The organism is Streptomyces sp. NPDC005195, assembly GCF_040608315.1.
GTDB classification, from domain to species: domain Bacteria; phylum Actinomycetota; class Actinomycetes; order Streptomycetales; family Streptomycetaceae; genus Streptomyces; species Streptomyces kaempferi.
On sequence record NZ_JBEXHZ010000001.1, the window covers coordinates 114,664 to 129,462 of the forward strand.

The 14,799-nt window shown below is 71.5% G+C and carries 8 protein-coding genes; 2 read left to right on the forward strand and 6 right to left on the reverse strand.

Features of this window, described 5'->3' with window-relative positions:
• Positions 1-59: 59 nt before the first annotated feature.
• The gene (locus ABZV34_RS00525) at positions 60-665 is read right to left on the reverse strand and encodes a TetR/AcrR family transcriptional regulator (RefSeq protein ID WP_356270045.1); all 606 of its coding nucleotides are present in this window, start codon (positions 663-665) and stop codon (positions 60-62) included.
• Between the two features lie 110 nt (positions 666-775).
• Between ABZV34_RS00525 and ABZV34_RS00530 the strand changes: the two genes are divergently transcribed.
• Together ABZV34_RS00530 and ABZV34_RS00535 are read left to right on the forward strand one after the other, a co-directional pair.
• Positions 776-2,335: an MFS transporter gene (locus tag ABZV34_RS00530; protein ID WP_356270047.1), complete on the forward strand. Its 1,560-nt coding sequence runs from the start codon at positions 776-778 to the stop codon at positions 2,333-2,335.
• Between the two features lie 140 nt (positions 2,336-2,475).
• The gene (locus tag ABZV34_RS00535; RefSeq protein WP_356270049.1) at positions 2,476-5,538 is read left to right on the forward strand and encodes an AAA family ATPase; all 3,063 of its coding nucleotides are present in this window, start codon (positions 2,476-2,478) and stop codon (positions 5,536-5,538) included.
• A 182-nt stretch (positions 5,539-5,720) separates the two neighbouring features.
• Here ABZV34_RS00535 and serA read toward each other — a convergent pair whose 3' ends face one another.
• The 5 genes from serA to ABZV34_RS00560 form a co-directional block, all read right to left on the reverse strand.
• Positions 5,721-7,310: a phosphoglycerate dehydrogenase gene (gene serA / locus ABZV34_RS00540; RefSeq protein WP_168530367.1), complete on the reverse strand. Its 1,590-nt coding sequence runs from the start codon at positions 7,308-7,310 to the stop codon at positions 5,721-5,723.
• A 432-nt stretch (positions 7,311-7,742) separates the two neighbouring features.
• Entirely contained in the window at positions 7,743-8,744 is a 1,002-nt protein-coding gene (ilvC, locus tag ABZV34_RS00545; protein ID WP_356270051.1) for a ketol-acid reductoisomerase, read from the reverse strand.
• A 115-nt stretch (positions 8,745-8,859) separates the two neighbouring features.
• A complete protein-coding gene (ilvN, locus tag ABZV34_RS00550; RefSeq protein ID WP_148010603.1) occupies positions 8,860-9,390 on the reverse strand; it encodes an acetolactate synthase small subunit in 531 nt (176 codons plus the stop codon).
• A gap of 20 nt (positions 9,391-9,410) precedes the next feature.
• Complete coding sequence (locus tag ABZV34_RS00555) at positions 9,411-11,267, reverse strand: acetolactate synthase large subunit (protein WP_356270053.1); 1,857 nt, start codon at positions 11,265-11,267, stop codon at positions 9,411-9,413.
• Between the two features lie 237 nt (positions 11,268-11,504).
• Positions 11,505-14,471 (reverse strand): EAL domain-containing protein, encoded by a 2,967-nt coding sequence (locus tag ABZV34_RS00560; protein ID WP_356270681.1) that lies wholly within the window; start codon positions 14,469-14,471, stop codon positions 11,505-11,507.
• Positions 14,472-14,799 lie beyond the last annotated feature (328 nt).

Below are 14,799 nucleotides of genomic sequence, written 5' to 3' on the forward strand. Positions count from 1 at the left end.
CGCTCGCTCCGGCGTCCGGCCGACGTCGCCGGGACGGGCGAACGGGCCGCCGGGGACGGTCACGGAGACACCGCGCCGTCCCGTCGCGCGGTGCCCGCCGCCTCGATCACGCGGCGCAGCCCCTCCGTGAGGTCGTCCGCGGTCGAGGCGCTCGCCGGGTCGAAGAGCCACTGCACCATCACCCCGTTGAGGAGCGCCTGGTAGAAGCCTCCGACGGACTTCACGGTCCGCTCGTCGAGGGTCTCCTCGTCCAGGCCCAGCAGCATGGCGGTGAGCCCGGCCCGGCCCTCGGTCTGCGCCTGCGCCATCAGGCCGCGCAGTTCCGGCACCCGCTCCCCCTGTGTCACGACCTCCATGCTGGCCGCCCACACGGGCCGGTACTCCTCGAAGGAATCCAGCATCCGCGCCCACACGCTGTGGAAGCGCTCCACGGAGCCCCCGGGCGTGTCCTCCCGCTCCGGATGATGGCCGGACTTCTCGCCCCACTCCTGCACGAGCTCCACGAACGCCTGGGTGAGCAACGCGTCCTTCGACCCGTAGTGGTAGCCGATGGACGCCAGGTTCGTCCCCGACTCCTTCACGATGTCGCGCGCGGTCGTGCGCACGAACCCCTTCTCCAGCAGGCAGCGCTTGGCGCCTTCGAGCAGATCGTCACGGTGTCCCATGCGGGTCACCCTACCCCCGATCCATACAAACGTCCCATACGTGCGTCACACACGCTCGTCTTAAACGAGCGTACTAGACACGCGTTTAATACATACGTACAGTCCCTGCCATGACGAACCCGACGCGCACGACTCCCGCGCCCGGCACCCGTGCCGGGCGCCGCGAATGGACCGCCCTCGGTGTCCTGATGCTTCCGCTGCTCCTGGTCTCCATGGACGTGTCGGTCCTCTACTTCGCGATCCCCGCGATCAGCGCCGACCTCGAGCCGAGCGGCACCCAGCAGCTGTGGATCTTCGACATCTACGCGTTCGTGCTCGCCGGCCTGCTGATGACGATGGGATCGCTCGGCGACCGCATCGGCCGCCGCCGGCTCCTCCTGTTCGGCGCCGGCGCGTTCGGCGCGGCGTCCGCCCTCGCCGCCTACGCCGACAGCGCGGGGACACTGATCGCGGCCCGCGCGCTCCTCGGCGTCGGCGGCGCGACCCTGATGCCGTCGACGATGGCGATCATCCGCACGATGTTCACGGACCCCGGCCAGCGCGCGAAGGCCATCGGTCTGTGGTCCGGCGTCATGACCGGCGGCGTCGCGCTCGGCTCGGTGATGAGCGGGATCCTGGTGCAGTACTTCTGGTGGGGCTCCGTCTTCCTGGTCAACCTGCCCGCCATGGCACTGCTGCTGGTCCTCGGCCCGGTCCTGCTCCCCGAGTCCAGGAACCCGCGGCCGGGCCGCTTCGACCTGCCGAGCGTCCCGCTGTCGATGGCGGCCGTGCTGCCCGTCGTCTACGGCGTGAAGGAGATCCCCTCCGAGGGCTGGAAGTTCGAGTACGTCCTCTCGGTCCTCGTCGGCCTCCTCTTCACCGCCCTCTTCGTCCGGCGTCAGCGCACCGCCGAATCCCCGCTGATCTCCCCCGAGTTGTTCCGCGGCCGCGGCTTCGCGCCCGCCGTCGTCCTCAACCTCGTCTCCTCGTTCGGGATGATGGGCTCGGCGTACTTCACCACCCAGTACCTGCAGTCCGTGCTCGGCAAGAGCTCCATGGCGGCCGCCCTGTGGGCGCTGCTCCCGACGGTCCTGGTCGGCGTCGCCGCGCCGGTGGCCGCGCAGTTGGTGCAGAAGGGCGTGCACCGCGCCCATGTCGTCTCCGGCGGATTCGTCCTCGGCGCGTGCGGATACGGACTGCTGGCGCTCACCGGCAGGGACGCGCTGTGGTGGGCACTCGCCGGAGCCGGGGTCCTCGCCGCCGGCATCGTCGTCGTCATGTCCCAGATGATGGACCTGGCGCTGAGCGCGGTCCCCGTCGCTAACGCGGGCGTCGCCTCCTCCCTGCTGGAGACCGGCGCGGAGTTCGGGGGTGCGCTGGGCATGGCCGTCCTGGGCTCGATCGGCACGGCGGTCTATCGCCACGGAATTCCGTCCGACGCCCCGGACGCGGCCCGCGAGACCCTGGGCGGCGCGCTGGCGGTGGCCCGCCAACTGCCCGGCGACACCGGCGGGGCCCTGGTCCGGGCGGCCCGCGAGGCCTTCACCGACGGGATGCACGCGGCGGCCGTCACGGGCGCGGTGCTGTTGCTGGGCGCGGCGGCGCTGGCGTCGGTGACGCTGCGCAGGGTGCGGGTGCGGGAGGGTGGGGGTGCGGGTGCGGTCCCGCAGGGCGAGCAGGCGCCGGCCTGACATCCGCCGGACGGCCGCGCTCTGCCCGTCCCGTCCCTGGGGGCACGCCCCCAGGGACGGATGGGACGGTTAGGGGCGGCGGGGGCGGGGGCGAGGGCGAGGACACCTTCGCACGCGTACGGCGTGCCAGGATGGTGGTCGTGGCACAGACATTCGGTACGCCGTTCATCGGCCGCGGCAGCGAACTCGCCCGGCTCACCGACGTGCTGGACCGAGCCAGGAACGGCACCCCCCGCGCGGTACTCGTCTCCGGAGACGCCGGCGTCGGCAAGACCCGCGTCCTGACGGAGGCCGCCGCCCACGCCACCCGCACGGACATGACGGTACTGACAGGCCACTGCGTCGACCTCGGTGACGTGGGCCTGCCCTACCTCCCGTTCACGGAGATCCTCGGCATGCTCGCCGCGGACGAGCGGTTCGCGGCCGCGTTCGCCGCCCACCCGGCGGTCGGCCGCCTGCTCGGCACCGGCACCGGAGCAGGTACCGGGACCGGCACCCCCGACGGCACCACGGACACCGGCAGCCGCCTGCGTCTCTTCGACGGGGTGGCCGCCCTGCTGGCCGCCGTCGCCGACATCACCCCCCTCCTCCTGGTCCTCGAAGACCTCCACTGGGCCGACCAGTCCTCCCGCGACCTCCTCCGCTTCCTCCTCAGCCGCGGGCTCCTGCAGAACGCGGCGCCCGGCGCCCCGGCCCACCGTCTGGCCGTCTTCGCCTCCTACCGCGCGGACGACCTGCACCGCCGCCACCCCCTGCGCCCCCTGCTCGCCGAGCTGGTCCGGCTGCCCTCCGTGGACCGCCTCGAACTGCGCCCGATGGCCGACGCCGAGGTGGCCCGCCTGGTGCGCGCCCTGCGGGCGGAGGTCCTCTCCGAAACCACCGTCCGCCGGATCGTCGAACGCGCGGAGGGCAACGCCTTCTACGCGGAGGAGCTGCTCGCCGCGCTGCCCGGCGACGTCGACCCGGCCGCCCCCGCCATGCCGAGCGGCCTCGCCGACGTACTCCTCATCCGGATCGAGCAACTGTCCGACACCGCCCAGCAGGTGCTGCGCACCGCCTCGGTCGCCGGGCGGCGCGTCGAGCACGGCCTGCTGCGCGACGCGGTACGACTGCCGCAGGACGCCCTGGAGTCGGCGCTGCGCGAGGCCGTCGGACGACAGCTGCTGGTCCCCGGCGAGGACGGTACGTACTCCTTCCGGCACGCCCTGACCCGCGAGGCCGTCTACGCCGATCTGCTGCCGGGCGAGCGGGTCCGGCTGCACGGCACGTTCGCCGGGCTCCTCACCGGGCGGGCCCGTTCGGCCGAGCGCGCCCACCACTCGCGCGAGAGCCACGACCTGGCGGACGCGCTCACCGCCTCCCTGGAAGCCGCCGACCACGCCCAGGTCCTCGGCGCGCCCGCCGAGGAGCTGCGCCACCTGGAGGCCGTACTCGAACTGTGGTCCGCGGTGGACCCCGCCGCCCGACCGCCGGCGTGCGGGCCGGTGACGCTCACGCTGCGTGCCTCCGCGGCCGCCGCGCACGCCGGCGACGCCCACCGGGCGGTCTCCCTCACCCGCGCCGCGCTCGCCCGGGCGGGTTCGGACGCGGACTCGGAACTCGCCGCCCGCGTCCGGTACACCCTCGCGGGCAATCTGATACGCGTCGACAGCACGAAGGCCGCCTACACGTACAGCAGCGAGGCGCTGGCCATGATCCCGGCCGAGCCCCCCTCGCACACCTGGGTGTGGGCCGCGGCCACCCATGTCATGGCCGCGCGGTACATGGGCCACGACGAGGACGCCCAGCGTGTGGCCCGACAGGCCCTGCGCACCGCCGAGGAACTCCGGCTGCCCGACGCCCAGGCCGACCTGATCATCTCCCTGGTCGGTCTGGACGGCGGCAGCCGGCGGACCCCGCTGGGCCGGGAGCGGCTGCGGCACGCCCGCGATCTGGCCCGGCAGGCGGGCAACGTCTCCGTCGAGATGCGCGCGCTCTTCAACCTGGCCATCGGGTGCTACGAGTCCGGGGCGCTGGACGAGTGCCTGACCTGGCTCTCCGAGGGACTGGAGCGAGCGGGCCGCTCCGGACTCCTGTCCTCGCCGTACGCGTTGGAGCTGCGCTACCTCCAGTCCCTGATCCTCTACACCCTGGGCCGCTGGGACGAGTGCGCCCGGGCGGCCGCCGCCGACGCCGAACGGCTGCCGCCGGCGGGCGGGTTCGCCACCGGTCCCGCGCTGTACGTCGCCCTGGCGCGCGGCGAACGGGGGGCGGTCGAGCGGGCCCGCGCCCTGCTCGCAGGGCCGTTCGACTGGATGGCCTCACTCGTCGCGGGCATCGTGCTGACCGACGACGCGGCGCTGCGCGGGGACGCGGAGGGCGCCGTCGCGGCCCTGCGCGAGAGTCTCGCGGCACTCAGCGACGGCTCCGGCAACGAGCGGCCCGACATCGGTGTGCGGCTCGCCGCGCTCGCGCTCTCCGCGGTCGCCGACGCGGCCGTACGGCTGCGTCTGAGCGGCGACGAGGCCGGGGCCCTCCGCTGGGCCGCCACCGCCTCCGAACTGGTGGAGATCGCCCGGAGCACCGCCGCCAAGGGCGAGGACGGGACGCGGCAGGGTCCGGAAGGCCTCGCCTGGCTGGCCCGCGCCGAGGCGGAATGGCTGCGCGCCCGCCCGCGGACCGACGACGACGCGCGGGAGCGGGCCGTCACCGCGTGGGAGACGGCCGTCAGCGCGTTCGACTACGGAGATCCGTACGAACTGGCGCGCTCCAGAAGACGGTTCGCCGAGGCGTTGCTCGCCGCGGACCGGCGCGAGGAGGCCGCCGGGCAGGCCGCCGCCGCCCGTGACACCGCCGACCGGCTCGGTGCCGTGCCGTTGCGCGACGAGGTGGACGCCCTGATCCGGCGCGGCCGTCTCGCCGGATCACCGTCCGCCGCGGACCGCGTCGCGGATCTGACCGCCCGCGAGAGCGACGTCCTGCGACTGCTCGCCCGTGGCCGCACCAACCGCCAGATCGGCGAGGAGCTGTTCATCAGCGGCAAGACGGCGAGCGTCCATGTCTCCAACATCCTCGCCAAGTTGGGCGCCGCGGGCCGCACCGAGGCGGTGGCCATCGCGTACCGCCAGGGCCTGATCGAGCCGGAGTCCACCGCGTCCGCCCGAACGACCGTTCGCGCCCACGGGTCGGCCGCCGCCGATCCGCACCCGCCGGTCCCCCGTTGACGCACGGCCGGCACCGATCCGCCGCCCCTGTCCACCACCGTCGGTCCCCCGCTGCCGCCGGGCCGCGTACGCCGTCTGCCCGTGGGTCCCGGCGGACACGTTCCCGTGTGCGCGCACGACCGAGGGCCGGGCACGACCGAGGGCCGGGCACCCGAAGATGACCCGGCCCTCGAAAGCGAACGTCAGACGAGGTTCACCGACCGGGCCGACGTGGCACCGATCTCGTCCGCGACCTCGTTGAGGACGCCCTGCGGGACCGTGTCGTCGACGGTGAGGACCGCGAGGGCCTCGCCGCCGGCGGCCGCGCGGGCCACCTGCATGCCCGCGATGTTGATGCCCGCCTCACCGAAGACACGGCCGACGGTGCCGACGACACCGGGACGGTCCTCGTAGCGCAGCACGACCATGTGGTCGGCGAGGGCGAGGTCCACGTCGTACTCGCCGACGGCGACGATCTTCTGCAGGTGCTTGGGGCCGGCCAGCGTGCCGGAGACCGCGACCTCCTGGCCGTCGCCGAGCGTGCCGCGCACGGTGACGACGTTGCGGTGGTCCGGGGACTCCGAGCTGGTCGTCAGACGCACCTCCACACCGCGCTCCTGCGCGAAGAGAGGAGCGTTGACGTACGACACCGTCTCCGCGACGACGTCCTCGAACACGCCCTTGAGCGCGGAGAGTTCGAGCACCTTCACGTCGTGCTGGGTGATCTCGCCGTACACCTCGACGTCGAGGCGGACCGCGACCTCGCCCGCCAGCGCGGTGAAGATGCGGCCGAGCTTCTCGGCGAGCGGCAGGCCCGGCTTGACGTCCTCGGCGATGACACCGCCCTGCACGTTCACCGCGTCCGGGACCAGCTCACCGGCGAGCGCCAGACGCACCGAACGGGCGACGGAGACACCCGCCTTCTCCTGCGCCTCGTCCGTGGAGGCACCGAGGTGCGGGGTGCAGACGACCTCGTCGAGCTCGAAGAGGGGGGAGTCCGTGCAGGGCTCCTTCGCGTACACGTCCAGGCCCGCGCCCGCGACGCGGCCCTCCTTGAGCGCCGAGTACAGCGCCTCCTCGTCGACGATCCCGCCGCGCGCGGCGTTGACGATCCGCACCGACGGCTTGACCTTGTGCAGCGCCTCGTCGCCGATGAGACCGACCGTCTCGGGGGTCTTCGGCAGGTGCACGGTGATGAAGTCCGCGACCTCGAGCAGCTCGTCCAGCGACAGGACCTTGACGCCCATCTGCGCGGCCCGGGCAGGCTGGACATAGGGGTCGTAGGCGACGACCTTCATGCCGAACGCCGACATGCGCTGGGCGACCAGCGCGCCGATGCGGCCGAGACCGACGACACCGAGGGTCTTCTCGGCCAGCTCGACGCCGGTGTACTTCGAGCGCTTCCACTCGCCGTTCTTCAGCGCCGAGTTGGCCTGCGGGATGTGCCGCGCGGTGGCCAGCAGCAGACCGCAGGCCAGCTCGGCGGCGGTCACGATGTTGGAGGTGGGGGCGTTGACGACCATCACGCCGGCCTTGGTGGCGGCGGAGACGTCGACGTTGTCCAGGCCGACGCCGGCTCGTGCGACGACCTTCAGTTTCTTCGCGGCGGCGACCGCCTCGGCGTCGACCTTGGTGGCCGAACGGATCAGGATCGCGTCGACGTCGGCGATCGCGGGCAGCAGTTCGGCACGGTCCGCGCCGTTGCAGTGCCGGATCTCGAAGTCCGGGCCCAGGGCGTCAACGGTCGCGGGCGACAGCTCTTCAGCGATGAGTACGACAGGTTTCGAGCTCACGTGAGTCCTCACAAGTCCAATGCGGACGGCCGTCCCGACGGCCGCGGGCGAGTGGAGGGATGTAGCGGCCTCGGCGAGGTGCGGGTGCGTTCTCGCGTCGTCCGGTGCGTGCTCTCGGTCTGCCGGACGGGGCTCTCGTAGCGGAGGCTACTCGGGCCCGTGACCGGTGCGGCGAGAGTGCGTGCCGGGCGGCGCGGGGGCGTGCCTGCAGATCTTCGGGGTCGCTCGAGCCGCGTGGAAGACGCACGACGCTGTGGGCCTGACGCGTATGTTGTGCAGCAGTGTAGTGCCGCAGCAGGGGCCTTCTTGCGCCTGTGTGGAAGGATCACTCGTCCGTGGCTGGACGGGGTGTACAACGTCGCGGTCACGGGCATTACCCAGGGTCAGACCGAAGGGCCGGAGCGGTCCGCCCCGGTCCTTCGGCCGTTCGGCTTACGCCTCGTCGTCGTCGACCCACGACATGAGCTTGCGGAGCTCCTTGCCGGTGGTCTCCAGGAGGTGGTTCTCGTCCTGGGTCTTGTACTCGTTGTACTTCTTCAGACCGGAGTGGTACTCCTCCATCCAGTTCCTGGCGAACGTGCCGTCCTGGATCTCGGCGAGGATCTGCTTCATCTCGGCCTTGGTGGCGTCGGTGATGATGCGCGGGCCGGTGACGTAGTCGCCCCACTCGGCGGTCTCGGAGATCGACCAGCGCATCTTCTCCAGACCGCCCTCGTACATGAGGTCGACGATGAGCTTCAGCTCGTGGAGGCACTCGAAGTACGCGATCTCCGGCTGGTAGCCCGCCTCGGTCAGGGTCTCGAAGCCCGCCTTGACCAGCGCCGCGGTACCACCGCAGAGGACGGCCTGCTCACCGAACAGGTCGGTCTCGGTCTCCTCGGTGAAGGTCGTCCTGATGACGCCGGCGCGGGTGCCGCCGATGCCCTTCGCGTACGACAGCGCCAGCGCGAAGCCGTTGCCGGTCGCGTCCTGCTCGACGGCCGCGATGCAGGGCACGCCGCGGCCCTCCTCGTACTGGCGGCGGACCAGGTGGCCCGGACCCTTCGGGGCGACCATGCAGACGTCGACCCCGGCCGGCGGCTTGATGAAGTCGAAGCGGATGTTCAGGCCGTGGCCGAAGAACAGCGCGTCGCCGTCCTTGAGGTTGTCCTTGATGGACTCCTCGTAGACCTGGGCCTGGATCGGGTCCGGCACCAGGATCATGATGACGTCGGCCTCGGCGGCGGCCTCCGACGGCGTCACCACGCGAAGCCCCTGCTCCTCGGCCTTCGCCTTGGACTTGGAGCCCTCGTGCAGACCGACACGGACGTCCACACCCGAGTCGCGCAGCGACAGCGCGTGGGCGTGGCCCTGGCTGCCGTAGCCGATGACCGCGACCTTGCGGCCCTGGATGATGGACAGGTCGGCGTCGTCGTCGTAGAACAGCTCGGCCACTGGGGTTCTCCTTGGTGTGCGGTGTCGCGTCCCACCGTACGGCGGGCGGGGGAGGGAAAGTTTCGGGGTCTCGGCATACGGGCGGTCGGCGGTCACCGGCCGCCCGTTCCAGGACTCAGGCTGATCGGTCGAGGGCGCGCAGCGACCGGTCCGTGATCGAACGCGCCCCACGTCCGATCGCGATCGTGCCGGACTGGACGAGCTCCTTGATGCCGAACGGCTCCAGCATCTTGAGCATGGCCTCCAGCTTGTCGCTGCCGCCGGTGGCCTCGATGGTGACGGCCTCCGGGGAGACGTCCACGGTCTTGGCCCGGAACAGCTGGACGATCTCGACGATCTGGGAGCGCGTCTCGTTGTCCGCCCGCACCTTCACCAGAACGAGTTCGCGCTGCACCGCCGCGCCCGGCTCCAGTTCGACGATCTTCAGGACGTTGACGAGCTTGTTGAGCTGCTTGGTGACCTGTTCGAGCGGCAGTGCCTCGATCACGTTCACCACGATGGTGATGCGGGAGATGTCGGGGTGCTCGGTGATACCCACGGCGAGCGAGTCGATGTTGAACCCGCGGCGCGAGAACAGGGCGGTGATCCGGGCGAGGACACCGGGCTTGTTCTCCACGAGGACGGAGAGGGTGTGCTTGGTGCTCATGGTTCGGACTCGGCTCTCTCTCAGTCGTCTTCGTTGTCGCCGAAGTCGGGGCGGACGTCCCGGGCTGCCATGATCTCGTCGTTCGAGGTGCCGGCGGCGACCATCGGCCACACCATGGCGTCCTCGTGGACGATGAAGTCGACCACGACGGGGCGGTCGTTGATCGAGTTCGCCTCTTCGATGACCTTGTCGAGGTCGTCCGGGGACTCGCACCGGATGGCGTAGCAGCCCATCGCCTCCGACAGCTTCACGAAGTCCGGGACGCGGGTTCCCGCGCTCGGCTGCTTGCCGTCCGCGCCCGGACCGCTGTGCAGCACGGTGTTGGAGTAGCGCTGGTTGTAGAAGAGGGTCTGCCACTGGCGGACCATCCCGAGGGCGCCGTTGTTGATGATGGCGACCTTGATCGGGATGTTGTTCAGGGCGCAGGTGGTGAGTTCCTGGTTGGTCATCTGGAAGCAGCCGTCGCCGTCGACCGCCCAGACCGTGCGGTCCGGCCGCCCCGCCTTGGCGCCCATCGCGGCCGGCACCGCGTAGCCCATCGTCCCGGCACCGCCGGAGTTCAGCCAGGTCGCGGGGTTCTCGTACTGGATGTAGTGCGCGGCCCACATCTGGTGCTGGCCGACGCCCGCGGCGAAGATCGTGCCCTCCGGCGCGAGCTGTCCGATGCGCTCGATGACCTGCTGCGGCGACAGCGAGCCGTTGTCGGGCTGCTCGTACCCCAGCGGGTACGTCTCGCGCCAGCGGTTGAGGTCCTTCCACCAGGCGCTGTAGTCGCCGCGGTGTCCCTCGCTGTGCTCCCTCTGCACGGCCTGGACCATGTCGGCGATGACCTCGCGGGCGTCCCCGACGATCGGCACGTCGGCCGCGCGGTTCTTGCCGATCTCGGCGGGGTCGATGTCGGCGTGGACGATCTTGGCGTACGGGGCGAAGCTGTCCAGCTTGCCGGTGACGCGGTCGTCGAAGCGGGCTCCGAGGGCGACGATCAGGTCGGCCTTCTGCAGCGCGGTGACGGCGGTGACCGCACCGTGCATGCCCGGCATTCCCACGTGCAGTTCGTGACTGTCGGGGAATGCGCCGAGCGCCATCAGGGTGGTGGTGACGGGCGCTCCGGTGAGTTCGGCGAGGACCTTCAGCTCGGCGGTGGCACCGGCCTTGAGGACACCGCCGCCGACGTAGAGGACGGGCCGCTTCGCCTGCGTGATCAGCTTGGCGGCCTCGCGGATCTGCTTGGCGTGCGGCTTGGTCACCGGCCGGTAGCCGGGCAGGTCCATGACGGGCGGCCACTGGAAGGTGGTCTGCGCCTGGAGGGCGTCCTTGGCGATGTCGACGAGGACCGGGCCAGGACGGCCGGTCGAGGCGATGTGGAAGGCCTCCGCGATCGTCTTCGGGATGTCCTCGGCCTTGGTGACCAGGAAGTTGTGCTTGGTGACCGGCATGGTGATGCCGACGATGTCCGCCTCCTGGAAGGCGTCGGTGCCGATCGCCTTGGACGCGACCTGCCCGGTGATCGCCACGAGCGGCACCGAGTCCATGTGCGCGTCGGCGATCGGCGTCACCAGGTTGGTGGCACCCGGGCCGCTGGTCGCCATGCAGACGCCGACCCGGCCGGTGGCCTGCGCGTAACCGGTGGCCGCGTGACCCGCGCCCTGCTCGTGCCGGACGAGCACGTGCCGCACGCGCTGGGAGTCCATCAGCGGGTCGTAGGCCGGAAGGATCGCGCCGCCGGGAATGCCGAATACCGTGTCGGCCCCGACCTCCTCGAGAGAACGGATGAGGGACTTGGCACCCGTCACCTGTTCGGGCGCGGACTGCTGTCCTCCGGAACGGGGCCGCGGCTGCGGATGATGGGCCCCGGTGGCCTGCTCGGTCATCGTCATTCTCTTCTCGATGCTGAGGGTTTTTGCGAGGTTTGTACGATGTGCGGTTGTTGGTCGACAGTCATCTGTACAACAAAAAACCCCTCGTGCCGTGAGGCAAGCGAGGGGAGCGCGCCGGGTGCGGTCGCTGGATCTTCCGGGTCCGTCCGGTGATCACCAGCTTCAGCCGACGCGCTTTCCAAGTACGAGAATTCGGGTGCGCATGGCATTGACCCTCCCCCCGGCACGCATCGACTGTCAAGTAGGTGGGACGGGAGTCTCATTATGTGAGCGGAGGGCGGTTCCGCTCCCGAGGACAGCGGGCACACCACTCGTATACACCCCGCCGCCGCCCGCGAACGCCGGCTCGGCCGGCCCGTGCGGGACCGGGTAGTGGCCGGAAGACAGCGCCCTGCGCAGCCGGTACTCGTCGAGGGGCCCGGAGAAGGCCATCCCCTGGCCGTGCGTACAGCCCATCGCGCGCAGGGCCACGACCTGCTCGGGAAGGTCCACGCCGTCGGCCACGGACTGCAGCCCGAGGTCGGTGGCGATCCTCAGCAGCCCACTGGTGATCTTGTGCAGCCGGGCGGACTCGACGACACCCTCGACCAGGCCCCGGTCGAGCCGCAGGACGTCGACGGGGAGCCTTCTGAGCGCCGTGATGGCGGCGCAGCCGCCCCCGAAGCCGTCCAGGGCGATCCGGACCCCGACCCTGCGCAGCGCGTTCAGCCGGCGCTCCAGCTCGTCCAGGGCGACCCGCGGATCGGCGTCGGACAGCTCGACGATCAGGGCACCCGAGGAGAGCCCGTGCCGGGTCAGCAGGGCCTCCACGGAGCCGAGGGGCGCCGAGCGGTCCAGCAGACGCCGGGCGCTCATCCGGACGGCCACGGGCACCGTGACCCCCGCGGCGGCCCGCTCGGCGGCCTGTTCGACCGCCTCCTCCAGGATCCAGCGGCCCAGCTCGGCGGTCCGGTCGCTGTCCTCGGCGACGCGCAGGAACTCGGCGGGTGTGAAGAGCACCCCCTGGGAGGAACGCCAGCGGGCCTGGGCGGTGACCGTCGCGATCCGGCCGTTCTCCAGGCAGACCACGGGCTGGTGCAGCAGCGCGAACTCGCCGTCCTGGAGAGCCGAGCGCAGTCGCGTCGCCAGCTCCGCCTTGCGTACGACATCCTGCTGCATCTGGGGTGCGTACAGCTCGACCCGCCCCTTGCCCGCCGCCTTGGCGCGGTACATGGCCAGGTCGGCGTTGCGCAGCAACTCGCCCGCCCCAAGGCCCGGTTCGGCGAAGCCGACGCCGATGGACGCGGCCACCCGGACATCGTTGCCGTCGATGGCGTAGGGCTGCGAGAGCTTGATCCGCAGCCGGTCGGCGAGTTCCATGATCTGTTGCTCACGCGCGGCACGGTCGCGGTTGCCGTCGCCGACGATCAGGGCCGCGAACTCGTCGCCGCCGAGCCGGGCGGCGGTGTCGCCGTGCCGCACCGAGTCCTGGAGTCTGCGGGCGGCCTGGACGAGGAGCTCGTCGCCGGCCTGGTGCCCGATCGTGTCGTTGACCGCCTTGAAGCCGTCCAGGTCGATGAAGAGAACGGCCGTCCCGCGGTCGGTGGAGCGGCGGCCGGACAGGGCCTGCTGGACGCGCCGCGTGAACAGGGCGCGGTTGGGCAGGTCGGTGAGCGGGTCGTGCTCGGCGTTGTGCTGCAGTTGTGCCTGCAGACGCACCCGCTCCGTCACGTCACGGCTGTTGAAGATGAGGCCGCCGTGGTGCCGGTTGACGGTGGACTCCACGTTGAGCCAGCCGCCCTCGCCGGACTTGAAGCGGCACTCGATGCGCGTGGTGGGCTCCTGCGGATGGCTGGCGGCCAGGAAGCGGCGCACCTCGTGCACCACGCAGCCGAGGTCCTCGGGGTGGATGAGCGAGGCGAGCTCGGAGCCGACGAGGTCCTCCGCCCTGCGGCCGTAGACGCCGGCGGCTGCCGGGCTGACGTACTTCAGGATGCCGTTCGGCGCCGCGATCATGATGACGTCGCTGGAGCCCTGCACCAGGGAGCGGAAGTGGTTCTCCTTCTGGGCCAGCTCCTGGGTCAGGGTGATGTTGTCGAGCAGCATGATGCCCTGGCGCACCACCAGGGCGAGCACGACCAGCCCCGCGGTGAGGAGCACCACGCGGTCGACGCTGCGGCCGTTGAGCACGTTGTAGAGAATCCCCAGCGTGCAGACCGCGGCGGCCAGGTAGGGCGTGAGCGCGCCCAGCGATCCGGCGATCGGGCGGGGGGCCGCGTACCGGTGGTGGCCCGCACCCTGCGGGACGGGGTGCCCCACGGGATGTCCGCCGTCCGGCCGCCGGTCCGGGATGTGTTCGTGCACCACGCGGGCGTGCCCGTCCTCGCCGTAGCCGTCCCTTCCGTGCCCGCTCCGTTCACGCCCGCTCCGTTCGTGCCCGTACCCGCGCGGTCCGGTCCCGCCGTGTTCGCAGGCGTCCGGCTGTCCGTGCCGGGTGCCTGCCCAGGGGGCGTACGCGAGGAGCAGTGAGCCGGCGAACCAGCCCGCGTCGAGAAGCTGCCCGGAGTGGTAGTTGTTGTGCAGGAGGGGCGAGGTGAACAGGGCGTCGCACATCACGGTCAGGGCGAGTGCGCCGATCGCGGTGTTCACCGCCGAGCGGTTCAGGGAGGAGCGCCTGAAGTGCAGCGCCAGCACCATGCTGACCAGGGCGATGTCCAGCAGGGGGTACGCCAGGGAGAGCGCGGTGTGCGCGACGCTCGGGCCGTCGAACTTCGCCGCCTGGGCGAGCGCGAGACTCCAGGACAGCGTGAGCAGGGAACCGCCGATCAGCCAGGAGTCGAGCGCCAGGCAGATCCAACCGGCCTTGGTCACCGGCCTCTTGGCGAGCACCAGCAGTCCCACGATGGCCGGCGGCGCGAAGCACAGGAAGAAGATGTCGGCGAAGCTGGGGCTCGGGACCTGACGCTCCAGGACGATCTCGTACCACCCCCAGACACCGTTGCCCAGCGAGGCCATGGCCGAGGAGACCGCGAAGAGCATCCACGCGGGTCGAAAGCGGCTGCACCGGTGGTGGGCGTAGAGGAAGCAGGAGACGGCCGCGGTGCCCGCGGCGGCGCAGAGCCCGAAGTCGCCCATGATCAGTGCCAGGTTCGCCGAGCCCCAGCCTAGGGCGGAACCGACGGCGTATCCCGCGCACACCATGGCCAGCGCGAGCTGCGAGACCATACCCGTCCCACCGCCGAGTACCGGACGGCGGGTCAACAGCGCTCCGGGGGAGCTCACCGGTCCCACCCGGTCCGCACAGCGGGATCCCGCTGCTCCGGGCACGCCGGGTGCGCATGCCTCCTGCGCGCGCCGTGCCTGCGGTGATGATGTCCGCCATGGCCGCCGTGACCACCGTGGGCTCGGCCGCGCGTGGCCGAGCGCCAGGGTCGCCGACGGCCCCGCCGCGTCGGATCGTTCGTCCATAGGCCGTGCATCGCCCGTCGCCCCCCTCGCAGTCCGAATGTCCATCCCCGGCGCCGAACGGTGCGCGGCGCAGCCCCTGTCGGGA

Bases quoted from the DNA above. Each gene is read 5' to 3' on its own strand.
- ABZV34_RS00525 (WP_356270045.1), bottom strand. From the start codon at position 665: ATGGGACACCGTGACGATCTGCTCGAAGGCGCCAAGCGCTGCCTGCTG.
- ABZV34_RS00530 (WP_356270047.1), top strand. From the start codon at position 776: ATGACGAACCCGACGCGCACGACTCCCGCGCCCGGCACCCGTGCCGGG.
- ilvN (WP_148010603.1), bottom strand. From the start codon at position 9,390: ATGAGCACCAAGCACACCCTCTCCGTCCTCGTGGAGAACAAGCCCGGT.
- ABZV34_RS00555 (WP_356270053.1), bottom strand. From the start codon at position 11,267: ATGACGATGACCGAGCAGGCCACCGGGGCCCATCATCCGCAGCCGCGG.
- ABZV34_RS00560 (WP_356270681.1), bottom strand. From the start codon at position 14,471: ATGGTCTCGCAGCTCGCGCTGGCCATGGTGTGCGCGGGATACGCCGTC.